This is a genomic window from Planktothrix tepida PCC 9214, from assembly GCF_900009145.1.
Taxonomy (GTDB): domain Bacteria; phylum Cyanobacteriota; class Cyanobacteriia; order Cyanobacteriales; family Microcoleaceae; genus Planktothrix; species Planktothrix tepida.
In genome coordinates, this window is the sequence record NZ_LN889803.1 from 368,157 (window position 1) to 394,331 (window position 26,175).

The 26,175-nt window shown below is 45.6% G+C and carries 14 protein-coding genes; 3 read left to right on the forward strand and 11 right to left on the reverse strand.

The window, feature by feature from the left end; genetic code table 11:
- Positions 1-291 precede the first annotated feature (291 nt).
- Together PL9214_RS19365 and PL9214_RS30140 are read right to left on the reverse strand one after the other, a co-directional pair.
- A complete protein-coding gene (locus PL9214_RS19365; protein WP_139295114.1) occupies positions 292-729 on the reverse strand; it encodes a (2Fe-2S) ferredoxin domain-containing protein in 438 nt (145 codons plus the stop codon).
- Between the two features lie 178 nt (positions 730-907).
- Positions 908-5,827, reverse strand: coding sequence for a DUF4347 domain-containing protein (locus PL9214_RS30140; protein ID WP_083580084.1), 4,920 nt, complete (start codon positions 5,825-5,827; stop codon positions 908-910).
- A 928-nt stretch (positions 5,828-6,755) separates the two neighbouring features.
- Here PL9214_RS30140 and groES point away from each other — a divergent pair.
- Both groES and groL read left to right on the forward strand, forming a co-directional pair.
- On the forward strand, positions 6,756-7,067 hold the full coding sequence (gene groES, locus PL9214_RS19385) for a co-chaperone GroES (protein ID WP_072720402.1): 312 nt from the start codon (positions 6,756-6,758) through the stop codon (positions 7,065-7,067).
- A 125-nt stretch (positions 7,068-7,192) separates the two neighbouring features.
- Positions 7,193-8,830: a chaperonin GroEL gene (gene groL / locus PL9214_RS19390; RefSeq protein WP_072720403.1), complete on the forward strand. Its 1,638-nt coding sequence runs from the start codon at positions 7,193-7,195 to the stop codon at positions 8,828-8,830.
- A gap of 131 nt (positions 8,831-8,961) precedes the next feature.
- Here the strand turns inward: groL and PL9214_RS19395 are convergent, their stop codons facing one another.
- On the reverse strand, positions 8,962-9,888 hold the full coding sequence (locus PL9214_RS19395) for a DUF1517 domain-containing protein (protein WP_072720404.1): 927 nt from the start codon (positions 9,886-9,888) through the stop codon (positions 8,962-8,964).
- A 195-nt stretch (positions 9,889-10,083) separates the two neighbouring features.
- Entirely contained in the window at positions 10,084-11,130 is a 1,047-nt protein-coding gene (locus PL9214_RS19400; protein WP_072720405.1) for an SIS domain-containing protein, read from the reverse strand.
- A 297-nt stretch (positions 11,131-11,427) separates the two neighbouring features.
- On the opposite strand from PL9214_RS19400, the gene PL9214_RS19405 reads away from it, so the two are divergent.
- Complete coding sequence (locus tag PL9214_RS19405) at positions 11,428-11,721, forward strand: GNAT family N-acetyltransferase (RefSeq protein ID WP_083580085.1); 294 nt, start codon at positions 11,428-11,430, stop codon at positions 11,719-11,721.
- Here PL9214_RS19405 and PL9214_RS19410 read toward each other — a convergent pair.
- From PL9214_RS19410 to PL9214_RS19440, 7 genes are all read right to left on the reverse strand, one after another.
- A complete protein-coding gene (locus PL9214_RS19410; protein WP_072720406.1) occupies positions 11,704-12,804 on the reverse strand; it encodes a hybrid sensor histidine kinase/response regulator in 1,101 nt (366 codons plus the stop codon). The genes PL9214_RS19405 and PL9214_RS19410 overlap by 18 nt on opposite strands.
- Positions 12,801-14,561 (reverse strand): PAS domain-containing sensor histidine kinase, encoded by a 1,761-nt coding sequence (locus tag PL9214_RS19415; RefSeq protein ID WP_186440407.1) that lies wholly within the window; start codon positions 14,559-14,561, stop codon positions 12,801-12,803. The genes PL9214_RS19410 and PL9214_RS19415 overlap by 4 nt, the downstream gene beginning before the upstream one ends.
- Positions 14,562-14,853: 292 nt before the next feature.
- A complete protein-coding gene (gene acsF / locus PL9214_RS19420; protein ID WP_072720408.1) occupies positions 14,854-15,930 on the reverse strand; it encodes a magnesium-protoporphyrin IX monomethyl ester (oxidative) cyclase in 1,077 nt (358 codons plus the stop codon).
- Positions 15,931-16,244: 314 nt separating this feature from the next.
- Complete coding sequence (locus PL9214_RS19425; RefSeq protein WP_072720409.1) at positions 16,245-18,293, reverse strand: prenyltransferase/squalene oxidase repeat-containing protein; 2,049 nt, start codon at positions 18,291-18,293, stop codon at positions 16,245-16,247.
- Between the two features lie 19 nt (positions 18,294-18,312).
- On the reverse strand, positions 18,313-20,919 hold the full coding sequence (locus tag PL9214_RS19430) for a hypothetical protein (RefSeq protein ID WP_072720410.1): 2,607 nt from the start codon (positions 20,917-20,919) through the stop codon (positions 18,313-18,315).
- Positions 20,920-21,088: 169 nt separating this feature from the next.
- A complete protein-coding gene (locus PL9214_RS19435) occupies positions 21,089-23,041 on the reverse strand; it encodes a hypothetical protein (RefSeq protein ID WP_139295111.1) in 1,953 nt (650 codons plus the stop codon).
- An 8-nt stretch (positions 23,042-23,049) separates the two neighbouring features.
- A complete protein-coding gene (locus PL9214_RS19440) occupies positions 23,050-25,935 on the reverse strand; it encodes a hypothetical protein (RefSeq protein WP_072720412.1) in 2,886 nt (961 codons plus the stop codon).
- Positions 25,936-26,175 lie beyond the last annotated feature (240 nt).

Consider the following 26,175-nt stretch of genomic DNA (forward strand, 5'->3'; position numbering starts at 1 on the left):
TTGAGATTGATTCAAGGAGCCGGATGAACGGCTTTTTCTTGATCTTGGGACTCAAAAACCTTGATTGTCTTATATTTTGTGACTACCCCTGAGCTAGGGAGACATTTCTCTAAAGTCAGTAGTCTCCTGATTTAGCTGTCAATAAAACAGCGTTCTGAAAAGTAGATATATAGGCAAGTTTACGACATTTTAGTAAGAAGTGATCCAATATCCATCATACCGGAAATCGGATCTATATAAGTTACAAATGCTTAAGCAAAAAAAGACTTAACGTTTCAATAGATTTCTTAGCTAATCCTTGACCTCTGGTGGGACACAAGAAAAACAATCGGGTAGAGGATGGGTGAGAAACACATACTCTTTTACTACTTGAGATCCCAAAATATGCTCTTGGAGAATTCGTTCAATCACAGTTGGTGTTGCAGAATGATACCAAACCCCATCAGGATAAACTACTAAAATAGGGCCATAAGTACAAACACGCAAACAATTGGCTTTGGTTCTGAACGTACAACCGGGTTGAGTCTCTGTCGGCTGATCCAGTTTTAACTCGGCTAATCGTTTTTTCAAATAGTTCCAGGCTTCTAAACTCTCTTCCTTAGAGCAACAGAGGGGTTTAGTTTGATCCGCACAAATCAAAATATGGCGCTGAATTTTATCTAATCCCAAAGCTTGCACCGCTTTCACCAGAGGTTGAGTCCCTAAACCCGACTCAGAAGTGGCAATCATCGCAGATTCAGACGAAGATGACATATAATTACGCCGTTTGATCTAAAAAGCCTTAAAACTATATCCTAACAGTTTTAAAGTGTACAGGTGTTAGCTGTTGATGTGTTGAAGATCGGGTTGATTGTATGAAAAATCAGTATTAGAGACGCACCGTAGCACGTCTCTACACTAATGACTGTTATCCGAGAACAAAATTGCTCTCACCGATCAAGCTACTATCGACTCCAAACAGTTCAGCCAACTGTTGTTGACTACTGGCGATTTTAATCAGAGTCGAGCCGTTAAAAGAGGTAATTTCTAACTGTTCAAAAGTTAGACCTCCGGTTAAAGCGATAATATCCTCTCCGTTAGTAAAGTCGGTAATCAGGTTCTTCCCAAAACTACTAGCTAGATAGAAGCGGTCATTACCCGCACCACCTGTTAGGGTGTCATCGCCCCCGGCTCCGACTAACCAGTCATTACCCTCACCACCAGTGAGAATATCGTTACCCTCACCGCCATCGAGGGTATCATCCCCTAAATCTCCGAATAGGATATCATTGCCCTCATTTCCATCTACAAGGTCATTGGCTTGACCGCCATAGAGGGTGTCATTACCTGCAACACCAGACATAGTGTCTTGGTCTTCTCCACCCAAGAGCAAGTCATCACCTGCATTACCTTCTAAGACATCGCTGCCAATATCTCCGAATAGGCTGTCATTACCTTCACCGCCTCGGAGGGAGTCATCGTTTTGACCGCCAAACAGCTGATCATCACCGTCGCCTCCTTGTAAAAAGTCATCATTTTGACCGCCAAACAGGATGTTATTACCGCTATTTCCGATTAGGACATCTTTGCCTTCATCCCCAAAAATGAGATCATTATCCTCACTACCGATAATATAATCATCTTCTTTACCGCCATGAGCGATGTCATCTCCGCTACCGAGGTCGAGGTAATCATTGCCTTTATACCCGTACACCTGATCATTTCCAGCACCTGAGTTAATCCAGTTATTCTCATCTGTGCCGAATATTTGGTCATCATTACTCGTCCCCTGTTGGGGTTCTCCACTGGGTTCGGTTGTGTTTAACGATAGTCCAACAATAAACTTTGAGAGATCAAATACAGCCGTTGGTTGGGGTGCGGGAGTTGGTATTGGTTCCGGTGTGGGAGCGACTGTTGGTTCCGGTGTGGAAGCTAGGGTCGGTTCCGGTGTGGGAGTTGGTATTGGTTCCGGTGTGGGAGNGCTATTTAAAACTACTGTAAATGTGGCATTTCCCCCGGCTTCTGTTGTGGTTAAACCTGTGGTGGGTGTAACAGTAATGCCTTTGATATCGTTATCGGTATTAGTAACTGCCACATCTGAAGCATCAAAACCACTATAATTAGCATCGGTACTGGTAGCAGTAGCAGTAACAATATTATAGGCAATATCTCCATCAACGATGTTATCATCTACTCCGGTAATGGTGACGGTTTGGGGAGTATTCCAGTTAGCTGCGGTGAAGGTTAAACTGGTTTTGTCTACTGTACCTTCGGCGGTATTACTACTTGTTAATGGGATGGTGACATCGGCTGTGGGTTGACTATTTAATACGACTGTAAAATTAGCTGTCCCCCCGGCTTCTGTTGTGGTTAAACCTGTGGTGGGTGTAACAGTAATGCCTTTGATATCGTTATCGGTATTAGTAACTGCCACATCTGAAGCATCAAAACCACTATAATTAGCATCGGTACTGGTAGCAGTAGCCGTAACAATATTATAGGCAATATCTCCATCATCTACGCTATCATCTACTCCGGTAATGGTGACGGTTTGTGCCACATTCCAGTTAGCTGCGGTGAAGGTTAAACTGGTTTTGTCTACTGTACCTTCGGCGGTGTTACTACTTGTTAATGGGATGGTGACATCGGCTGTGGGTTGACTATTTAATACGACTGTAAATGTGGCATTTCCCCCGGCTTCTGTTGTGGTTAAACCTGTGGTGGGTGTAACAGTAATGCCCGCCGTATCATTGTCAGTAATCGTTACACTTTGGTTAGTGGTAGTTCCTAATGCTATTCCTGTTGATGGGTTGCTAATTGTTAAAGTAGCGGTTTCCGTACCTTCAGCAATCAAATCATCCTTAACTGTAATGGTTACTTGTCCGGTATTACTCCCATCTGGGATAGTGATTTGAGTGGGAATAGTACCAGTAAAGTCAGCCGCACTAGCAGTACCCGTTAATGCTAAATCAAGGGTTTGAGCACCGACAACATTACCTTCAGCAGTAGCGGTCAAGGTAATAGCTGTTGTCCCGGCTTCACTGGCAGTATTGGTGCTAACAGTCAGGTTAACTTTTGGTGCGGGAATGGTGATATCAAAAGTAGCTATGTCGGAAAGATCGACACCACCATTGGCTGTACCACCGTCATCTTGCAGTTTCACGCTAACAGTGGCAGTACCAGGTTTACCACTGGGAGTGTAGGTCAACGTGCCATCGATTGCTACAGTTGGTTGAGCGGTAAATAAGGTATTATCGGTGTTAGTAACAGTGTAGTTGAGGACTCTTTGAGTTGATTCATCGGCGGGGCCGAAGATAACAGTATTTGCCCAGTTGCTAACAGTTTGAATTGTGTTTGTCCATGCTGTTAATATCTGGTTGCCAGCGTTACTAAAACTGGGTTTGTCGTTAACAGAGTTAACAGTAATAGTAAAGGTTTGAGTCGTGGAAGTATTCACACCGCCGTTATCAGTGTCACCACTATCTTGCACCACAACATCAAACGTCGAAGTCCCATTAGCATCAGCCGCAGGAGTGTAGGTGAGTTGACCGTTGGCGTCTATTGCTGGAGCCACTGCAAATAAACTGGGAGTGCCAATGTTACTAACGATATATGTGGCTGTTTGGGCAGTTTCGTAGGCTGAGCCAGCGTTGAAAGTTGCCCAACCCGTTACTGTTTGCGCTCCCGCATCTTCATTTACTGTTGGGTTGGTGGCGGTGAAACTGGGAATGTCGTTGACGGGGGTGACGGTGATGTCTGCGGTGTCGGTGGCGGTGCTAACACCAATATTGATGCTGGTGTTGGCTGTGCTACCATTCGTTCCCACTATTTGATCCCAGGCGCGGAAGGTGAGGGCGTTGGTGATAGTGCCGTTGTAGTTGGCGGTTGTTGGTTGGAAGTAGATATGGGTGTTGGCATCGGCTGCCAGTAAGCGAGCGCTGGTATTGGATACTGCGCCCAAGGGGTTCCAATTTGTACCGCCATCTGTCGTATAGAACCAACTGCCGTAAGTCGTGTCGGCGGCGGTGATGGCTACGCCTGCGACTGCGCCAGTGTTGGGGTCGGTGATGTTTGTACCGATGGCTGCAATAGATGAGATGAGGGTGCCAACAGCGCCAGTGGGTGCAACTGCATCTTCTAAGATACTGCTAAGGGTGACGACGGTATCGGCAAGGACAGGGGCAGTGTTGATAATTGTCCCGTAGATATCATTATTATCTGTGGTAGTGCTTGCGTTCTCAGCAGCAGCATTGCCACTGGTGCGTAGGAAACCAAGGGCAGTGACGGTGGGAAGAGCCGTTGGCATTCCCTTTGTGTTGCCTTGGGTGGTTTGTGCGGTTTGTGCGGCTGCATCCAGCACGAAAATCGCGCCTGCCAGGGCTTTGCCATTATTGTTCGATCCCGTGCCGCCTGTCGTGGTGTTGTTGGTGAAGGTGGTGTTTTGCAGCGTTAAAGAGCCTTCTCTGACAAAAATCGCGCCCCCCATCCCGGCACCACCACCACCACCAGCAATGGTACCACCATTGCCAGCGCCAAAGCCGCCTGTGACACCAGTACCATAGCCACCGCCACCGCCAAAGCCACCAAAGCCACCGGTGCTTGTACCAGCACCACCGCCGCCACCAAAGCCACCAAAGCCACCTGGTTTGCCTTGGTCGCCAGACGCACCGCCGCCACCACCAAAGCTACCGGCGTTGCCGCCGCTATCCCAGTTGTCTGCACCCTTGCCGCCAGCACCGGCAGCGCCGAATGCCCCGCCGCTTCCGCCAGCTCCGCCACTTACGTTATTGCCACTGACACCGTTGCCACCAAAGCCGCCACCACCTCCGCCGCTAGCCCAGTTGGCACTTCCGCCGTCGCCGCCAAGACCGCCGCCACCACCTAGGGCACCCGGAGCGCTATTCCCGCCGATCGCCTGGTTGCTGGTAAAAGTTACGTTATCAATTGTCACAATGCCGTTATAGATAAATAACGCGCCGCCCATACCAGCCGCGCCACCACCGCCACGCGGGCCATTTCCTCCTTGTGCCCTTCCTCCATTAATGGTCAGGTTGGAGAAACTGACGGTTCCAGACTTGACAAAGAAGGGACGAACATCACCTGCATTATTCGTGCCGCTATTATTAACATCCCCGCTAACAGAAAAACCTCCGCCAATAAAGGCAATATTGCTGTCAATTAGCTGATTTGGAGTCCCAGTCAGCCTGACATTTGTAGTAAGGGTAATCGTGTCATCGCCGGCTGCGGTATTCGCGTCTAAAATGGCTTTGCTTAATGTACCTGCTACAGTGCCAGTGCCATCATCGGTTGCTGCCGTGACATCAAAGTTAGCCAGTGTATAGTCATAATCTGCCATCGCCTCCTGATTAAAGGGTACGGTGGCTTCTATGTTGCCCGTTACTATTTCTAAATCCCAGTCCCCCCCTAATATTTGATTTCCGGTTAAGTCGTTAGAGGCGGCGATATCTGCCCCAGTGATTTCACTTAATCGTTTAACAAAATTCTTGCCCGTTTCTCCGGCGACTACGTTGCATCCATATAATAAAATATCGCCATTTTCTGTTAGAGCATTTCCCCACTGTTGTAGCTGAGTATTGAAATTTTCTATATCATTCCCATTCAGTACATCAGTACCGAGTTTTAAACTGCCTTCGCTACCATGAGAAATGATGTGTACAGATTCAATATCTTGCTGATTAGCTAAGGCATTAGTAATTTGTTCAATCCCGCTAGATATGTTATCTAAAATTACAATTTGAGCGGTATCGGCGTTATCAATTAGGCTTTGATAGTCTTCTACTGAGGAGTCTACGAAAATGATAGATTTGTTTATGGCTGGCACGTTCATAATTGCTGAAATCCCTGATATCTATGGTTTATATTTGAGTCTGGCTGGACTTTCAACCCCGGCTTCAAAGATTAAGTCCCGTTAAGCCGAAAACCTGTGATTACAGCCGAGGTTAGATCCCCCTAAATCCTCCTTAATAAAGCAGGGCTGTTTCAAAGTCGGGGGGAAAAGAGTAAAGAAATAGCGATCGCTAGCTGATAAAATCAAAAGCGGTCGCTGATTCTTTTGTAAAAATAAAGATGCTAACAACTCTAATAAAAAAACTGAAAAAAGTCAAGGATTACCGGAAAGCCCAGGGAACCAGAAGTTGGGGTTTTGTATCAATAACAGAAGGACAACAATGGTTAACGGTTCACTGGCACAAGATTTTCAGTCTGGAGGAATTGTTTGCCCTAAAATCTTGAAAATAATCGATTTTTGAAGCGATAAAAATCTAAATACATAGATGTAAGTTCTCTATATGAAAGATTTAGATAAGTTTTTGTTATTTAAAAATTAAGAAAATTATCTCCTGAGCAAAACTCCAGACAATTCAGTTAGAATTACTCAGTTTTTTCGCCTCATTCCTAAAAATTGGGGAGTCAAATTGACTCCCCAATTTGGGAAAATGAAACAGCCCTGGCAATTATTCAGAATAATCGGATCATTCGCCGGAAACGATAATTTAGGAAACAAAAAGGGAAAAAAGTAAGAAGTTTAAATTAACTATAATTTTCAAATATGAAACAGCCCTGTCTGCTTGCCCTGCTCCCTGTCCCCTGCTCCCCCTTCCCCTCTGTTCGGAAACCCGTACAAATTAGGTTGTTGCAATGGGTGGGGTATTTTCGCTAAATTAGCACTCAGGAGTTGAGAGTGCTAATGTGAAATTTCTCAAAGGAAGTAACACAACTCTCGTTCCCAATTATTGCTGTGAACTGGAGGCTAATGAATGGCTGCTGTATCTCTAAGCGTATCAACCGTTAAACCATTAGGTGAGCGCGTTTTCGTCAAAGTAAGTGCGTCTGAAGAAAAAACCGCAGGTGGGATTTTATTGCCTGACACCGCCAAAGAAAAACCCCAAGTGGGCGAAGTCGTGGCAGTTGGCCCTGGCAAACGGAATGATGATGGTTCTCGCTCCGAATTAGAAGTTAAAGTCGGTGACAAAGTTCTTTATTCTAAATACGCTGGCACTGACGTCAAACTCGGCAGCGATGAATTTGTTCTGTTAGCTGAAAAAGATATCTTAGCCATCGTCAGCTAAGTCGCGTTTTCAACCTTTTAGATCGTACACCACACTGGTGTTCTGCGATCTGACTTGTTAAACCCTCAACCCATCTTTTTCCGAATTCGTTTTTACTATTAACCTAAAACCTGAACACAACACCTATGGCTAAACGTATCATCTACAACGAAAATGCTCGTCGTGCATTAGAACGCGGTATGGACATCTTGGCAGAGTCCGTTGCCGTTACTCTTGGCCCCAAAGGTCGTAACGTTGTATTAGAAAAAAAATTTGGTGCGCCCCAAATCGTGAATGATGGCGTCACCATTGCTAAAGAAATTGAACTAGAAGATAACATTGAGAATACTGGTGTTGCCCTAATTCGTCAAGCTGCCTCCAAAACCAACGATGCTGCTGGGGACGGAACCACCACTGCAACGGTTCTGGCTCACGCGATGGTTAAAGAAGGTCTGCGGAACGTGGCTGCGGGAGCCAACCCCATTGAACTCAAACGCGGTATTGATAAAGCTACTAACTTTTTAGTCGAAAAAATCGCTGAACACGCTCGCCAAGTGGAAGATTCCAAAGCGATCGCTCAAGTCGGTTCCATCTCTGCCGGAAACGATGAAGAAGTCGGTAAAATGATTGCTTCAGCGATGGATAAAGTCGGTAAAGAAGGCGTGATTTCCTTAGAAGAAGGGAAATCTATGACAACCGAGTTGGAAATCACCGAAGGGATGCGCTTTGATAAAGGCTATATTTCCCCCTACTTTGCCACCGATACGGAACGGATGGAAGCCATTCTGGAAGAACCCTATCTGTTAATTACCGATAAAAAAATCACCTTAGTTCAAGACTTAGTGCCCGTTCTGGAGCAAGTGGCTCGTTCTGGCCGTCCGTTGGTGATTATCGCTGAAGATATTGAAAAAGAAGCCTTAGCGACTCTGGTTGTCAACCGTCTGCGCGGTGTTCTGAATGTTGCTGCGGTTAAAGCCCCTGGGTTTGGAGATCGCCGCAAAGCCATGTTAGAAGACATCGCCGTGTTAACCGGTGGTCAACTGATCACTGAAGATGCGGGTCTGAAACTGGAAAACGCCAAGCTGGATATGTTGGGTAAAGCCCGTCGCGTTACCCTGACCAAAGATAACACCACCATCGTCGCCGAAGGCAATGAAGCTTCAGTAAAAGCCCGTTGTGAGCAAATTCGCCGTCAAATGGAAGAAACCGAGTCTTCCTACGACCGTGAAAAACTCCAAGAACGCTTGGCTAAATTAGCCGGTGGTGTTGCGGTAATCAAAGTCGGTGCTGCAACTGAAACCGAAATGAAAGACCGCAAACTGCGTCTGGAAGATGCCATCAACGCCACCAAAGCGGCCGTTGAAGAAGGGATCGTTCCCGGTGGTGGTACAACTCTGGCTCACTTAGCACCTCAGTTAGAAGAGTGGGCGAATGCTAACCTCACCCATGAAGCTTTAACTGGAGCGTTGATCGTGTCCCGTGCGTTGGCTGCTCCTCTCAAACGGATCGCTGAAAACGCGGGTGTTAACGGTGCTGTTGTGGCTGAACGAGTTAAAGAAAAAGACTTTAACGTCGGTTACAATGCCTCTTCTAACGAATTTGTGGATATGTTTGAAGCGGGTATTGTTGACCCAGCGAAAGTGACCCGTTCGGCTCTGCAAAACGCCGCTTCGATCGCTGGAATGGTGTTAACAACTGAGTGTATTGTTGTTGACAAACCCGAACCCAAAGATAATGCGACCGCTGGTGCTGGTGCTGGTATGGGCGGCGATTTCGATTACTAATTCGATGATTAATTTGTAATCTTAAAGGAGGTGGCTGATGTCACCTCCTTTTGTTTTAAATAGGGAACAGGGAACAGGGAACAGTAGGTTATTGTTAAACACCTTATATGAAATCCCTGCCCACCCTAAGATTAAACTAAGGTTAAATTGGGATAGTAAGCCAACATATCATCGGTGCTGAGAGTATCCCCACTGGCTTGAGGTGTCCAGAGAATTTCTACAGCTAATAATTGTTCGCTTCCAACGGAACCTAACCGACTTAAAGCTTGACGTAAGGTTTCAGGACTATTGACTTTGGGAAGTTGAATTTGTCCTAATGTTCCGACGACTAACGTTACCACAATATATTCGTTTTCCGTTGGGGTTAAATCGCCAGTTTGATTAACTAAATTCGCGTTATTTCCCGTCAGACTCGGAGCCACCCCACCGATTAACTGATTGTTAACATTAGACAGAGTTTCTTCCGTAAATTTACTGCGTTCTGCTAATGCCCATTGATTAAATTTAGCTTCGGCGGAATTGATTCCGGTTTGTTCAGACTGGGAAGAACCATAGGCCCAATATTCGGGATGGCGTAACAACGCTAAGGTGGTTTCCTGTAAGACTTGGGCGCGACCGGCTGCGGAACCTGTATCGGCGGTTTGGGCTATGCGGTCTAAATCGGCTTGTAATGTTCTCGCTTGAGCCAGTAACCCCACTTGTAAACGGGCGACGGAAACCGTTGGGTTGCTGCTGTATCCCAGTTCATCTTGTTCCATCGTTGACCGAAAACTTCTGAAGATGAACCCCGCAATGGCCATAAAAATCAGCAGGGAAAATAACCCGCCTCCGCCAAATCCAAAGAAGGGAATAATAAACGGAAATCCAAACCCGCCCCCACCATAATATCCCCCTGGAGCACGGCTAGGGCCAGGATTATAACTACGACTCGGTGCTCTAAAGGAACCTCCACCAATGCGTCCCCCACTTCGGGCTGCTAAGGCTCCATCGGCTTGACTAAAAAATAAAACAGCAACCAAACTGAAAACAGCTAAAGGTTTTAAAAGTTTTTTGAACATAAATCACATCTCATTTTCTGAGGACTGGAAACTGGAAAATCCCATTTCAGAGGGAAACAGATAATCTGTTCATTTTTTTGATTGTGGGAGTTTTTCAGTTCTTTTATCTATAATGTAACGTTTTTTTAATTTTGGTTCATTAAGACTTAGGTACGGTATGTACGATTCAAAGGGGGGAATTTTCTCCTGGTGTTCCTAGCGGGTTTCCGTTACTTTTTGCAGTCCACGAGGTTGATCGACATTATAATGGCGTGTTAACGCTAAATTTAAGGCAAATAATTGACCCGGAATAATGGCTACGAGGGGAGAAATCCATTCAGGAATATCAGGCGGTAAAATTAACGAAGTTTGAGCAAATTTTAAGGTTTCTTGATCATCGCTAATAACAATTAACTCGGCTTCCCGTTGTTTTAAAGTTTGCATTAAAGCTTGTATTTCGGGTAAAACTTTCCCCGATGGTGCAATGACAAAAACAGGAAATCCAGGTTCCACAATGGCTAAAGGCCCATGCAAAAAGTCAGCACTGCTATAGGGTTCAACGAGAGTATAGGTTAATTCCTTAAGTTTTAAAGCCAGTTCAAAAGCCGTTGCATAGTTATAACCTCGACCAATGACAACGCAATGTTTCATATAGCGATAGCGTTCTACTAAATGATTAATTTCTGGATTTAAGGTTAAGGTTTTTTGAACTAATTCAGGAACAGTTTGAACGGTTTTTAAGATTGTTGATTGTTGAGAGAGTTCTGCACTTAAAAGAGCGATCGCTAATAATTCAGTGGTATAGGTTTTAGTCGCTGCAATGGATTTTTCTACTCCTGCATTTAAGTTAATCACATAATCTGCTTGTTGGGCTAAGGGGGAGTCGGAAAAATTAGTAATTGCGGCGGTTAAAACCTTTTGAAGACGGGCTTCTGCTAATACGGCTACTAAATCAGGACTTTGACCACTTTGGCTAATTCCTAATACTAATGTATTTTTTAATTGTGGCGTTTGCTGATAAATACTATATAAACTCGGTGTCGCCAAACTCACTAAAAATCCATTCAGGGAACCGAACACATATTGAGCATATCGGGCTGCATTATCACTACTTCCTCGTGCTGCCATCACAATTTGAGAAATCTGGCGGTGATGTAATTCTGTAACTAGCTGTTGGATAATGGGACGTTCCGAGGTTAACAGCCTTTGTAAAACCTGGGGTTGTTGCTCAATTTCTTGTTCGAGATTAGACGAAGTTGCCATTGAATCAACGTTGTGATCAGGTTATGCCTTGTTATTGTATAAGAAAAGTCTGCCATCAGCCACAACAGAGTCCTAGCAAGCTTCCTGCGTTCACCTAGGATATTGATTAAAACAGTATAGAAAAATTTTGCGATTGCTGCTACAATTAGAGATAACTGATAACTGATAACTGATCTAGCCACAGTTGCTACAATCTAGCAACTGTGGTATTTCTATGGGCAGAAACCTTCAACCTCCCCTACGATGACTTCATCACTTCCGGTTACTCCCGTTACCCATCCCTAGGAAGCTCAACAACTGGGTGAAATTTTAGATCAGTGTTTTAACGTTCAGGAATGGGATGAGTATCGAGATTTTATAGGATTAGAAAACTTTCGGATCATTTATCAAAATGGAACCCTAGCCGGAGGGCTATGTATTTTTTTTATGGGTCAATGGTGGGGAGGAAAATCTATTCCGGTTGCTGGACTCGCCTCCGTTGGAATTGCGCCAGAATATAGAGGAGGGGGAGTCGCATTAGAATTATTACGCCAGACCCTTCGGGAACTTTATAATCAACAAATTCCCCTATTTTTAACTAGAAACCGTTGATAAAATAACTCGCACAATTGTTGTTTTTCCTATGGTGCTTTCAATTTCTAATCTTCCTTGATAAAACTGAACTAAACGTTTAACCAAAATCAATCCTAATCCTGATCCTTGTTGTTCATAAATGCGACGTTCAAATTGCTGATAAGCTCCAACTTTAGCAATTTGTTCGGCGGTCATTCCCCGTCCTGTGTTCATAAATTCCAGATAATAATAATTAAAAATTTGATATCCTTTAACAACAATCTGAGTATTATTGGCTGAAAATTTAATCATATTATCAATTAATTCTTCTGTAATTTTATTAAAAATTTCTTCAGGAAGATTAACGTCACATTTTTCGATTTCCAAGCCGGGATTTAGGAAATTTCCTTTAATTTCTTGAATTTTACTTTCAATAATCCTTCTAATTAAACGTTCAGGGTCGGAAATAAATCCTTTAGGAAAATATTGAGATCTTTGCGGATCTCGTTCTAATAATTCTAAATCAGCATATAGGAGAAAATTACAAGTTAGTCGGTATAAACGAGCCGCAGACAGACTAATATTTTCTAACATCTCTTGAATTTCATCCGGTGCCATTTCCTCAAAATCTGCAATTAACAGTTGTGTAGTTCCGATAATTCCATTCAAGGGAGTTCTTAACTCATGGGGGAGAGAAAGGGTAATCTTATTACATAACTCATCCAATTGTTCTTGTGCTTTTTGTTCAAAAACTTGGTATTTTTGAATCCGGCTATGGATAGCTTCTAATAAATCTTGGTGTGTAAAAGGTTTACTGAGATAATCATCAGCGCCTAAATTCATCCCATAGCGAAAATCAGCCGTTGTTGATTTAGCCGTTAAAAAAATAAAAGGAATGGTTGCTGTAGATTTAAACTGTCTTAATTCTTCTAAAACTTGATGTCCATCTAATCCCGGCATCATGACATCACAAATAATTAAATCCGGTAAAATTTCTCTGGCTAATTTTATCCCCTTTTCTCCATCCTCTGCACCAATTCCTAAAAATTCTTCAGCTTCCAAGATATCTAAAATAATAGAGCGAACATTGAGATCATCTTCTATGACTAATACTTTTTTCATGGGTTATACTCTTGATTTGATAAGGGAAAAATGAGAGTTACTGTTGTTCCCAAATTGATTTGACTTTCAATATGAATCACACCTCCCTGAATTTCAACGGATTTTTTAACGATAGTTAACCCTAATCCTGTACCGGGAATTACCCCGACATTTTTTGCCCGATGAAAGGGTTCAAATAAATGCTGCTGGTCTTCTAGAGGAATCCCAATTCCTTGATCTTTTAGTGTTAAAATGGCTTGATTAACATTATAATTTAATTTTAATTCGATGTTTCCCCCTTGAGGAGAGTATTTAATCGCATTGGTAATTAAGTTATATAAAATGTGTTGTAAGAGTTTTTCATCTAAATACACTAGAACGGGTAAAGTTGAGGATTGCCGCAAGTCGGATTCAGGAGGAATAAAATATAAATGTTTTTGATCATCTAAGCCAACCTGCATCTCTTGAATTAAAGTAAAACAAAAATATTCTAAATTAATTAAACTGGGATGAAAGGGTATTTTGTGGGCTTCTCCTTGACCAATTAATAATACCTCATTTAAGAGTTCTGTCAAATGGTGAACCGTTGTTTGAATTCGTCGTAAATAAGTTAAATTCTTCTCTTCATCCCATTTATGGCTATAATGTTCTAAAGCTTCTGCGGATGCTAAAATGGTTGTTAAGGGAGTACGAAATTCATGGGAAATCATGGAGACAAATCGAGATTTAAGTTGATTTAATTCTTTTTCTTGATGTAAGGCTTTGTGAATTTCAGCTTCAGAATATTTGCGCTGAGTAATATCTTTTACGTCTCCCTCATAAGCAATAATTTTTCCCACTGAATCTCGAATGACTCTAGCATTTTCCGAAATCCAAATAATACTTCCATCAGAACGGTAAACCTCAGATTCAAACCCTAAAACTGTTCCTTGTTCATTAATGAGACGTACAAATTCTTCTCGCCGTTGAGGATTAACATAAATTTGATCAGGAATATGGGAAAGATTTTGGATTAAATCTTCCGGGCACGAATAGCCATAAATCCTGGCGAGTGCGGGATTAGCACTAATAAAATGTCCGTCAGGAGTAGATTGGAATAACCCTTCTAAGGAATTTTCAAAAATGCTGCGATATTTTGCTTCTGTTATAGCTAATTGTTCATAAGCTTGTTCTAATTTTTGTCGCGAATTAAACCAAGTTCGTTGTAAGTTTTCATACAAGTAAACGGACAAATTACAAATTAAACAAGTCCAAAATAAAAATAATATTAACATTAAGGAATCATAGTTATCAGGAATAATTTTATTACCCAGTAATTTATTGATTCCGAAATAATAGCCTAAGATAATCGATTGGGAGGTTAAATGTAAGATTAATCGCACGGGAATTAATGTTGCTTGACTGACAAAGGTTAACACCCAACCAAATAAATTCGGGCTAACATTTCCATTGACCGTTTGAATAATTTGTTTTGTTAATTCAAGGGAGATTGATAATCCTAAAAATAGATAACCTAAATGTTGATTTCCCCAAGGTGTTTTTAATAATTTCAAACAAGTTAGTAGACCTAAAGATGCAAATATTTGTAAATATAACGTTTGATCTAAAAAGGGTTGATTCCAAAGAATAAATTGCAAAAAATTAATTAAAATAGCGCTAAAATAAATACAAATTCCGATATAAAACGCCAGATTTAATCGCACTGACAAAAAATGATGTCGCCACCGTTCATAAGACAAATGGTTGAGTGTATTATTATATTCAGGAACTACATTCACAGATTTTAAATAGTTAAAAAGACGTTGAACAATCCGTAAATGCGTTAGTTGATTCCTAAGCATTTCTAACATAGATTAATCAGGGATGGGGGAAAACAAGGAGGAACAGAAAAAGCTATAGCAGGGAACAGGGAACAGGTAGGAAAAGGCTTTTATGTCCTAACCACCTTGGCGATTGCTATATGGTGAATTTAGTATAAACGAGTTCTGTCGAAATGATATCCAAAATAAAGAGGCTCTGTAAAACACAGAACCTCTTTCCGTTTAATTTAGATGTACATTCCAGGATTGATTAATAAACAGCACCTTGAGAGGCGGTAACATCAATCGGTTTCATTAAGTACAGTTTGAGCAACTGCCATCCGTTAGACAGATAGTAGGGCAGTTTTTGGAAGAACTGAACGAATTTAGGGCTATCAGAATTAACAATCGCCGTTAACTGTTCGTTGTTCTTGAGGCAGATATCTAATCGGTTATAGAATTCAGGATTATTCACATCCAACATCACCGGGAAAACGCGACCTGCGGTTTCATTCGTTTTTTCAATGACGTGAATATCATAATCCCGTGCATTTAAACCAATGGCAGCATAAAAATCCGCCCGTTGTAAATCGTTTAAATACATGGTGGCAAACACTGACAACAGGAAGAAACGACACCAAAGCTTCGCTTTCCAATCATTCAACATTTGGGGTTGAGATTGCATCACCGCATCGAAGAAATCGCCGTGACGGTTCTCATCCTGACACCAATTTTCAAAGAAGCGGAAAATCGGATAAATGCGGTTTTCGGGATGGGCTTCTAAATGACGATAAATGGTGATATAGCGCCAGTAACCAATTTTTTCAGATAAATAGGTGGCGTAAAAGATGAATTTAGGTTTAAAGAAAGTGTACTGACGGCTTTTGGTCAGAAATCCTAAATCTAAGGACAGATTGAAATCGGACATCGCTTTATTCAGAAAACCCGCATGACGAGCTTCATCCCGCGACATCAATTGAAAACACTCCGCTAAAACAGGGCTTTTATCCTTGAGACGACGGCTGAGTTCTTTATAGAGCAAGAAACCTGAAAATTCAGCCGTGCAGGAACGCTCTAAAAATTCAATGAATAAACGACGAGTTTCGCCATCAATATGATCCCAGGATTGTTCAAACTCTTGATCCCGGACAAAGTGATTGCGGTTGTAGTCTACCCGAAACTCTTCGAGAATGGCTAAGAGTTCCTCTTCATTGACGGAGATGTCCATTTTCTCCATTTCCTCAAAATCCGTTGTGTAGAAACGGGGAGTGAGGATGGTTTCTTTGGCTGGGACTTTTACCCCAGGTCTGATTTCGTCAAAAGCGGGTCTTTTCAGGGAATCTACCATGTCTGTTGGATCTCTATTCTTATCACAGTGTGTTCTAAAGTCAGGAGTTCACGGGACATTCCGCCCGTCACCCCGCTTAAGGCTATGCTTATTTATGAATCAGCTTAAAATTGCCATGCAATACAGTCTACCAACGTCTACACCCAGAAGGGACAGAATTTGCGTTAAGAATTGCAACAAAAATTCAAAATCGGCTGATTTCTGATGATTAATCTTTCTGACCCAGAGCAAGGAACAGGATTTTGAGTTCAGTTTTTGTTAAGTCTCGGCTTTACGCCAGCTTAACCCACACCCCGTCATCTGCAAGCCCTTATTCAGCAAGCCCTATTTAAAGCTTGTAGTACCGTGGCGGTTGTAAAAACACCGTGCTGATCTAAAGAAATTGCGCTCTCGATCAAACTGTTCAAAACCCAGTTCTGATAATTTTCCGGAGCAGTCATATTGGGAGGAGGAACTCGCAAACCTGCTGAGGGGGGCCAAGAACCGTCTGGATTTTGCTGCTGTACAAGCCAGCGGATCGCCCGCTCCAGGGGTTCGCGGACAGTTTGGGTATCGCCGCCCAGAACCAGTATGCGCACAATCCAGGCAGTGGCGAAGGGAGAGCCGGAAGGTCTCACTGTGGAGGGGACTGAGCCGTCTGCACTGATGCGGCTGAGGGCCCAGCGAACTGCCCTCCCAACTCGCTCGCGGTCTTCCGGCTGCAAGACGTTTGCCAGAGCCTCAGCGGCTTGGGCAGTGGCGTATTCATCTTCACACCACCAGTAACTCTTCCAGCTACCGTCCTCAGATTGTCTTTGCCGCAGGAACTCGCAGGCACCGGCACGCACATCGGGCAGGGAAGCGGCGGCTGCGGTGACGCAGTTTTGGGGTTCGCACCATCCGTCAAAGGGCATCTCCTCCGACGCTCGGATAAAGCCCCGAATCGGTCCATCAGTGGCATAGGTGGCAATGCCACCTCCCATCCGGACGTGCGCGGCGAGGAATTCCCGCCCCGAAAGGGCTTGCTCCCAATCGCCACAACCTGTGGCGTCTGCTAATTGCAGTGCCCAGGCGGTGCTGTCAGCATCTCTTGGCGTCAAGCTGTTGTATCCCCAGCAGCCAGAAGGCTGGCAACGATTGCTCAGCCAGCGCCACGCCTCCTGGGCAGCCGTGAGGGCTTGGGGCACTGCTTGGCTGGCAAGTGCCGTGCCTGTATAACCGGTGACCCACTCGTCACTGCAACCCGGTGCCAGCCTGAAGTCTGACCACCATCCATCGGGATGGCGGGCATTGCAAAGGAATCGAATCGCGGCGTCAACCGATGAGTTAACAGATGAGCGAATACTGCTCGATGAGTGATGGCGGTATCGATTGATTCCCGGCAGAGGAGGGCTCAGAGAGATATGCAACGCGGGGGGGCCTTGCTGCGCCACCAAGAAAGCAATGACATTGTGGTGTTCGAGGGGGTCTGTGCAACCGGCCAGTGGCTCTGTGAAAGCGGCGTAGTTCCTCAAATTCCACCCCTTCTGCTGTGCTAGGGACAGCAGAGCGTGGCGAACGCTCCCGTCAGTTTTGAAGAGGGTCTTGGCGAAGGTAAACACAGAGAAAACAAGTGGTTCGGCTCCCGACGAGAAGGAGAAACTAAAGCCATAAATTCCCTCAGGCAGTCCGGCTCCTGCCCGGTTGAAGGTATAGCCCGATGTTTCCTCAATCAAGCCGAACAAGTCCGCTTGCCTGGACTCCAAGCCCACTCGTTGCAGGAGATTCGTAACCTGCCAGTCCGTCAGATGGGGAGATTTGATTCTGAAATAGAACTCGGTTCGCGACAGGTCTGTCTCCTGTCCGATGGCTACTAGCTGGGCCCCTCCATTGGGCAGCAATGGTTCATTACCCAGAAAGCAGCGAACCATTTCCGCAGCCGCAGGAGATCCCTCCTGGGGAACTTCGACGTAGAGCTTGTAGCGATCGCCTTCCAAACGGTGGCGCACCCCCATCCAAGCTCCCCACTTCAGGCTGCCGGATTCCTGCACTTTGTGCGAGAGGGCACTCACCTCTTCAGGCAGGCGACCCGCCCCCAAAAAGTCCAGCAGCCACTCGGCACGGGAGAGCCGATCTTGTGGCTTCACCTCAGAACCGCCCACCTCGGTTGCGTAGCGCATACCTGTCTCGTGAGACCCAAAGGTAAACTCCACAGGGAAGCCGTTGTAGCTCAAGCTGCCGAATTCCCAAGCAGTGTCTGGTTGGGGGGAACAGCGAATTTCCTCCAGCAGGAGATCCAGAGTTTTTGCCGCCCGCTCTTCCAGATTGGGTATCCCTGCTGCTGCTATCCGGACTGCTCGCGCTACGGCTAGCTGATTTCCCAAGGCTCTGTCTAGCTGAATCATTCCCAGTCCCCCTCGATCGTTACACGAGATTGTCAAGCAAATATTGGTCTAGGTTCAGAACGGTCTGGCGATCGGTTGCCTCCCCTTGTGTGGGATATTGTTTTCTCGTTCCATCTTTTTTCTTACCTCCAACTTTCCACTGGTAAGTGCTAGCAGCAGGGTTGAGGTCAAATACAATGTAATGGGGGAGCTGATCGGGAACCAGCAAGGGTTTTTTCTCTAAATTGTTGTATTTCATAACTACCTGAATGGCTTCGTATCCTCCCACCTTAAACGCTTGCGTTTCCACTTTAACCAGGAACTTGCTAATTTGTCGAGCCAGCGCACTGTCGTCAGGCACAAGTTCAGACAATGCCAAGAAAGGATTTGAACTCGTGCCCCACTTATCTTCCCCCGGTCCTGGCCAGTTAATTTTCGTGTCTAGCGCCTTGTGCTTGATCTCGATTCGATACTTATAGTCGTTGAGTTTAGGGTCATTTACCGGGATAGACCACTCCTCAATCTCCCTTGTTACCTGCGTGTACCTGAACGTTTTCGTCAAGGTTGTACCGTGTTCGTACTTTAAGAAAACGGTTACAGAGTCAAAGCGTTTGAAATCAAGACCGCTCTCATCTACATTTATCGTCAGTACGTTCGGCTGAGTTTCATAGGCTGGCCTTCCCGCAGATTGGATAAAAATGCGCCGATCTTCCCTTCCGTTCTCCGATTGTGTGTACTGCTGGTTGTTAACGCTAACAAAAGTACAGCGGTAGTTGAATTTCCGCTTCGATGCGTCCATCAGAGGAATGACCAAGGGCGGGACGGGAGTTGCCGCCCCTGCTGTCAGCGTCCGATCGCCTGTCCAGTTGTAGCCGTTGGCCTCATCTGTATAAATAACATCGACGAACGCCAGTTGGTCGGTGATGGGATTGAGCAGGGACACAATATCGATATTCAGCTTGCCATTTGTCCGGTCGGGCACGACGAGAGTTGACACTGATGTGGTGACTGGCTCAGTTTTATGAGTGGAGCCGTCCTGCATTTTGTAAACGAAGTGGCTGGTGTAGGAGCGAACTTCCGGATCGCTCAGTCGCAGTTTCCAGTGCTGTTCGGTTGGTGAGTCAGGGAAGAAACGCAGTACCTTTGGCTGGGGTTTCCAGCTCTTGCTTGCATAGCTGAGATGCACTTCGATTTCCTGAATTTCCGCCCAGACAAAATTGCGTTCTAGCGTGGCTGCGATATCCAAAAATCCAAGAGACTTGTATGGATCGATTTGCAGTGACCGGCTCTGGGTTGATTCCGCCTTGATCGGGTAAACATTCTTCTCTCCTTCCCAGCCTGACAGCGTATTTGGTTTGAAGCGGTACTCGAGCTGATAGTCATAGGCTGTGTCCCGCTTAGCGTTGGTAGAAAACTCTTTAGCCCACCGCTGATTATTGTGTCTGTCAAAGGTGAAATCACCTTTGTAGTCGCCACCGTACTTCAGCTCCACACTCACAGACTCGAGGCCAATAGAGTCAAAATCAAGTGGCCCACTGACTGACACCTGAATCTTCTTGAAAAAATCGTCATTCAGGTTAATTTCCTGAAAATGTGCTTTCGGATCGAGGTTTTTGAGCAGGATGCCAAAGAACCCCTGAGGTGCGTAGCGCTGTTTCCAGGCTCGGGTTGAGGAGTAGGTGTAGGTAGCTGTTTTTGTTTCTTCCTTACGAACAAATTTGATCCCCAGAGTTCCCCAGTTGATCGGACTCAGAAGTGGCTTTGGACTCGCGTTCTCAGACGCTGCAGCCCCCTCTGTCTCGTTCTCAGTCAATACAGCGTCCGAGACTGCCTGTGTTACTTGAGCTGCGACTTGCGGATCGCCAGCATCTTTCCACACATCACCATCTTTTATCTGAGGCTTAAAATAATCTTTAAGCAGCTGTTCTGTGAAGTATTGAAGCGCCCACTCTCGTTGTTTTTCTGTATCTGCATCATCGATTTGACTGAGAATTTCAATTTTGAGACCCTGGTTTTCCTGAAGCCATTTCAGTTGCGTACTCAAATCCACCTTCATGGTGTTCATCATGTCTTGACTCAGGGGAATAGTTGCTTTAAATCCAACTCCCAGTGCGTTTTCGATTTGCTGGAAATCAGCAGTAACTTTGACTTCGAGCGCGGGCCGCAAACCAGTGAATTCCAAATCGTAGAAGATTCCTACCGGCTGTCCCTGATTTTGGAACGATCGCTGAAATAGCGTGGCTTGTTCTTCGGTCAAATTCAAGCTAAAGGCTGCACTGTTATCCCCGGCCAAAGAGGGGACTCCCAGACCGGATATGTTTTCCTGACCGACATTCCCAGCGGCCACCTTTACGCTTCCTTTATCAAAGACAACAGGAGCGAGTCTGGGCTTTTTCGAGATTTTACGGAGTTCACTGAGTATGCCATTCCGAGTTTGTTCGTCCAGACTCAGGTCAGCGGTGAAGGCGAGAAACCCCCCACCTTTTTGTGCAGCGTCGGAGGTGTACTTGAGCAACGTAAACTCTGGCTTGCCGTCTTTTTTTGCCAGAGAGATGGTGCCCAGATACCAAAACTGGTCGGGATCTTTATGGTCGGGAAATACAGTGACACCCTGAACTGTTATGGCTTTGTTACTGAATAATAACATGCGAATTTTCCTCGAATTGGTTTGGGTTATGGGACTTACTCAGCGACCCTTAATTATGTGGTGGGGTATGTGCAACACTTGCACGCTCTAGACATAGAGGCTTTGCATAAGTCCTGAGCTTGGATGTGTTGGATCGTGACCTTGAGTTTTTGATTAAGTTTTGACCGCATCACGGTGCTTTTACATCGAGACCTAAAAGAATTCGGTTGCCGACAGTAGCAGATTTCAAAATCTCCTTTGCTCCCTGATTGAAGCAGACAATGACTCTGTAGTCAACTCTTTTGCAGTCCGGAAGGCGCTGGTTCGCCTCAAAGGTTTGGCACCGGGATTTTAGAGGGCTGAATTCGAGACATACACTCTGAATCGGAAGACTGTTTTCTGGGTCTTTATAAGATAATTCTAGATAAACAGTTCTGATTTCGGACCAATTAACCGTAAGCAGGACAACGGTAACTTTGCGTTTGAGCTGAAATGGATCGCGGACAATAATCTGTTCCTGGCATGGCCATTCTGGCGTTTCCCAGAAATCGCCTGCTTGGTAGGGGTAATAGGTTAGTTTGTATAAAAACTGCCGCCGCTTAAAATCCCGCACAAACATTGTCCAGGTCAGCGCAGAGTTGTTCTGACGCAGATTGAAAGTCTGTTCCTGCCGAATTAGATTATCTTCATCGAGATAGCGAACTTCCACCTTTACAGAACGATAGCGATCCCACGGGAAGGACTGGGGCGTAAAAATCGGAATTTGCTCATTTAAGTAGAGGTCGTCGTAGGGAAAAATCTCCAGATTATCGCGGTCAGTTACCGTTTCCCTTGACTCCACCTGCTGAGGGCGTCCGCTGTAGTTACTGATGTTGAAAATAACTTTGTAACTCACCTTCACGTCCCGCTGCATCACCTTCTTGTTCAGGGTGCTGTCCCACTTGGTGCTGGCGCTCCAAATCGCGGTTTCTCTGTCCGTGGAAGACCACAGGAAAACAACTCGCTCTCTGTCTGAAATCTCACCGTAAGTGAGAGTTACCTGGATGTGATTAATGTCATCTCTCTCAAAATTAGCGCGACAAATCACCGCCACTTGGCGCTTTTGGAAAAAGCTATTCTCAAGGTCTATGGAAGTGATAAAGTCATCGGGTTTGAAATTTCCTTGTTGAATGCCCGACAGCAATCCCTGGAGATACCCCTGGGGATAGATGCTGCGCCTCACCGCCGCCTGTTCGTTGATGGCCAGATTGAAAGATCGTCGGTCGATTTGGGTAATATCAAGTTTGTAATAGCTGAATCCCATCGGAAAAGAAAAGCCTCCGCCTCCTGTCTCCTGAATGGGGCCGAATTTAGGTTTAAAAAAGGTGGCCAGCACCATTTGTTTGATTTCCTGGACAATCCGATCGCGACTTTGTGTGGCAGCAGCCGTCTGTTCCTCTAGTGGGACAGCATTTTCCTCCTCAATTTCGAGGACGCTGCTCTCAACCAGTGAGTCCACGATGTTATCGATATTGATGCTGAAAAAAATCAGGTTGATATCATAATGCTCCTCAATATGCTTCTGGACGCGATCCAGTTCAGCGCGGATGCGGAAAGAGTAAGCAGGTCTGGTGGCGAAGTAGTCGAGGCAGTAGGCAACCCCAATCGGCGCGAACGCACTCTGGAAGAGTGCCTGTTTGAGCAGGGTCACCTCATCTCGACCGAGTTCCACAGAAAATACTGCTTGGTTGTCACCAAAGAGCGATGGCTTGGCCGAGTAGCTGTTGTTGAGAATCGTCAGCGTCACCGTGCCATCCACCAGTGGAACTTGTTCGAGGCTGTGCCGGTCTGTTTCGAGTTGCTTGGCGATCTCTCCCAAGGTTTCTTCCTTGACACCCAGATTCACCTCCAGGGTGAAATAGCCACCTGTGATCTCTTGCTTATCATCCCGGTACTGTATCAGTCCGAGCTTGGGTTTGCCCTTTTCGTCGGAGGTCAAGCGCGGCTGTTGCTGGATGTAGTAGTATTTGCGCGGATTTGCATCATCACCAAATAGGGAAACCCCTTTGATTTCCCTGCTGTTGAGATATTGCAGCACTGCCGTCATCTCCATAAATCGGTTAACAATCGCCAAGCGGTTGAGGCGGGGGCGCTGTCGCCCCATTCCTCTACTTAGAAGTCGAAATCAGAAAGACCGCTGGTGGTGCCAGTGCCAGAACCGCTGCCAGTGCCAGAACCGCTGCCGGTGCCAGAACCGCTGCCGGGGCTGGGGGGGGCACCCCAAACATCCAGTACAGACTCAAGATTCACAACAGCATCGGTTGAGGAGATCCAGGTCGCGTCAGAGGGGTGATATTCCATCGAATTATCTTTTTTCTTGATCTGGGCAAGCCACTTATAAGTGCCGATGGCACCTGTTGTGAGACGCTCAGCCACGAAATACTGGACTGGCTGTTGCGGGTTTAGCACCAATCGCGAGCGTTGAGAACCGTACTCAATGTTGACGGCGATAGCCACGTAATTGGGCTCGTACTGGAACAGATTCCCTGCAGTTACTTTCAGCAAAAATTTGCCGTTTGCCGCAGCGATCTCGGCATCGTTCTTGATAATTTCACTTAAGTCCAGGTTGCTGGAAGTCTCTGTTTTAAATTCCAGCGGCCAATACAAGTTGAGACCTGCACCATTGAATACAGCTTTGTGCCGGATCAACAATCGATACTTGTATGACTTTAGAAGTGGATCCTTCAGGGGGACAGACCACCGGTCTACTATCTTGTTGTCGCCACTTTGAAATACGAATTTGTTCTCGTCATCTTTACGGATTTCGTTTTTCGCATCCTCATACAGCAACTGTACCTTTATCCGTTCAAAGCGCTCCGCAAAATTCTGTAGGCCGGTTTCATCAATTCCTACATTCAGAAGCTTCTCTTGTGGAATGCCGACAAAGATCAACGACTGGCCCACCAACGCCGAACCCTGATATTGAGAGTGGGTAGCATCGTTAAAAAAGATCTGTGTGTCATATTCCAGCTTAGGTGTCATACTCGCCGGAAACGTGGGCACTTTCCAGCTTTTTGGTTCGCTGCTGTTCTGGAAGGTCACTGGAAAATTGATTGTGAAGTCACCTAGCGCGGGCACTGTGTACTTGAGGGTGCTTGCGATGAGGCGCACATTGCTGTCTAAACCAGAAGGCAGGATTGTATAGGTGCGAGGTGCCAGAAATGGAGGCTCTATATAGATGTCGGTTTTGTAATCTGTTGCCCAGTCAACTTTCTCTTTTTGGGAACCGGGCGCATACACAAAGCGCGACCCATCTTTCAAGACAAACTCTGTATGGTACTTGACAGGCACGGGTTTGGCTACCAGCAGAGGTTCGACAAACTCATCCGCATTCGGTTTAGCCTGGGTGAGAGTGATCTTCTTCTCGATCGGGCTTAGGCCATCTGGCTCGAACTTATAAGTGACTTGAGCTCGATCAACCAACTGCCAATCTATATTGTCGCCTTTGATGTTGGCTCGGGCAATCCCTATGTCCTGAATATTGATATTCAGAACGCTACCGTCTATTTTTTGAGCCTGCGGGGTCTTGAACGTTTTTCCATTCGCGTACCCGATCTCGTAGGTATAGCTACAGGTCTGAACAGGCTGGCCGTTCTCTATCCCGTAGCTCCACATGACCGGATTTTTCTTGTTTTCCCCGCCATTGGGAGAGGGTTCCGGTTTCCCCTTTGCTTCAAACAGCACAGTTTTGTTTCGATCACTCGTCTTGCAACCTAAGTATTCGATGTCAACCCTCACATAGCTGATCTTCAGCTTCTCAAAGTCGCCATTGACAACTATCTGGAGGGTTTTATCCCGGTAAAAATCATCAACCAAATTATAGGCTTTGAAGTAGTTATCCAATGCCTTTTGTAACTCATTACCTGACAGACCATCAGCTTTCAAAATGTTGGAGATTGTGGGAAGCTGCAGTTGAGGGAAAATGGTCTGCTCGACCGCTCGACTCTCACTGTATGTAATATTGATGTCTACAGTCTTGCTGAGGACTTCAGAAACCTTATCCGGATTCTTTTGGAAGTGCTGGCCTAGGTTACTGATATCGAGCCCTTCGGTCTGGTTTTTCAGAATATTCGTCAGTTGCTTATTCCCCCAGTCTCGCAACTCTTGTTCGAGCTTATTCTTTTGCTCTGGAGTCCAGCCTTGTCCCAAAACAGGACCAACCTTTACACCATAAGTTTGTTTTTGCTCTAACTGCTTTTTGATATTCTCTTCTGTCGCCTGACCCCAGACGTTCCGATCTATTGTACGTGCGAAGGAGGCTACTTCGCTTGACTTGTAGAAAACTGTCACCTCGGCTGGGGGCAAAACGGCCTCAAAACTCATTTCATACCTGATACCGGCGATAGAGCCTCCCTCTCCTTCCTTGAGGGCTTTTTCCAGGAAGGTTGCCCCGTTCTCCGTAAGTTCCAGGTTGAATATCGTATTGTTATCTCCAAAGCCTGATGGTTTAGGAGGGATTGGGTTGGGTAGTATCAGTCGGCTGTTAGAATCCTTAAGCAGTAGTTCTGTTTTAGTCTGGGTAAAGGGTACGGCGTTCAGCTTGACGTTAGTGGGTATAAACTGCTGCCACCCCTGTGCCGGCTGGTATGTCTTGGCGAGGGCGTCAACTTGCTGATCAGTGTATCCCAGGTTTTTACTGAGAGTCTTCCACTCTCCTTGGGGTTGTTTTTTATAAGCCTCCAACATCTCGACGATATTTTTAGCGCGCTGCTCCAACTGCGGGTTGAGTTCTTTGGATAGCAGCTGCTTGATCTGGTCTTGTTCTTGGGGATTGGGAAAGGGCAGGACAACCGTGAAGGTGCAGAATCCTCCCCCTTCTTTACCTGGACCTGGATCGTACTTCGTTACGGTGAAGTCTAGTGCATTTCCCCCCGTCCGTTTGTATGTCGGCGTTGCCGGAATCACGTAAAACTGATTTGGATCTTCGTTATCTCCATAGCACTGGTAGCCCCGTCCTGTGGATAGCTCCAGGAACTTCTGGACATGAGTCGTTAACATCTTCAAACTTCTCCGATTTGAGACATCTACTATTAAGACGCTCGGTTAGGGCAGTTTCTGAAATTTTGGATTGCAGTTATCGCCTGATTTTTCAGATCCTCAGCCCTGATAGGGGCCATCGATCCGATGCGGATAAGTAAAATTGCTCAGACGTTTTGGTTTGCCGGGGTGACAAAATTGAAAGGAGGGCTTCCCTCTGCGGAAAAGCCCTCCCCCACACTCTATCACCGGCTGGTCGCA

Coding starts and splice junctions, on each gene's coding strand:
- PL9214_RS19365 (WP_139295114.1), bottom strand. CDS start 729: ATGATTGCCACTTCTGAGTCGGGTTTAGGGACTCAACCTCTGGTGAAA.
- groES (WP_072720402.1), top strand. CDS start 6,756: ATGGCTGCTGTATCTCTAAGCGTATCAACCGTTAAACCATTAGGTGAG.
- groL (WP_072720403.1), top strand. CDS start 7,193: ATGGCTAAACGTATCATCTACAACGAAAATGCTCGTCGTGCATTAGAA.
- PL9214_RS19395 (WP_072720404.1), bottom strand. CDS start 9,888: ATGTTCAAAAAACTTTTAAAACCTTTAGCTGTTTTCAGTTTGGTTGCT.
- PL9214_RS19400 (WP_072720405.1), bottom strand. CDS start 11,130: ATGGCAACTTCGTCTAATCTCGAACAAGAAATTGAGCAACAACCCCAG.
- PL9214_RS19410 (WP_072720406.1), bottom strand. CDS start 12,804: ATGAAAAAAGTATTAGTCATAGAAGATGATCTCAATGTTCGCTCTATT.
- acsF (WP_072720408.1), bottom strand. CDS start 15,930: ATGGTAGATTCCCTGAAAAGACCCGCTTTTGACGAAATCAGACCTGGG.
- PL9214_RS19425 (WP_072720409.1), bottom strand. CDS start 18,293: ATGATTCAGCTAGACAGAGCCTTGGGAAATCAGCTAGCCGTAGCGCGA.
- PL9214_RS19430 (WP_072720410.1), bottom strand. CDS start 20,919: ATGTTATTATTCAGTAACAAAGCCATAACAGTTCAGGGTGTCACTGTA.
- PL9214_RS19435 (WP_139295111.1), bottom strand. CDS start 23,041: ATGGGGCGACAGCGCCCCCGCCTCAACCGCTTGGCGATTGTTAACCGA.
- PL9214_RS19440 (WP_072720412.1), bottom strand. CDS start 25,935: ATGTTAACGACTCATGTCCAGAAGTTCCTGGAGCTATCCACAGGACGG.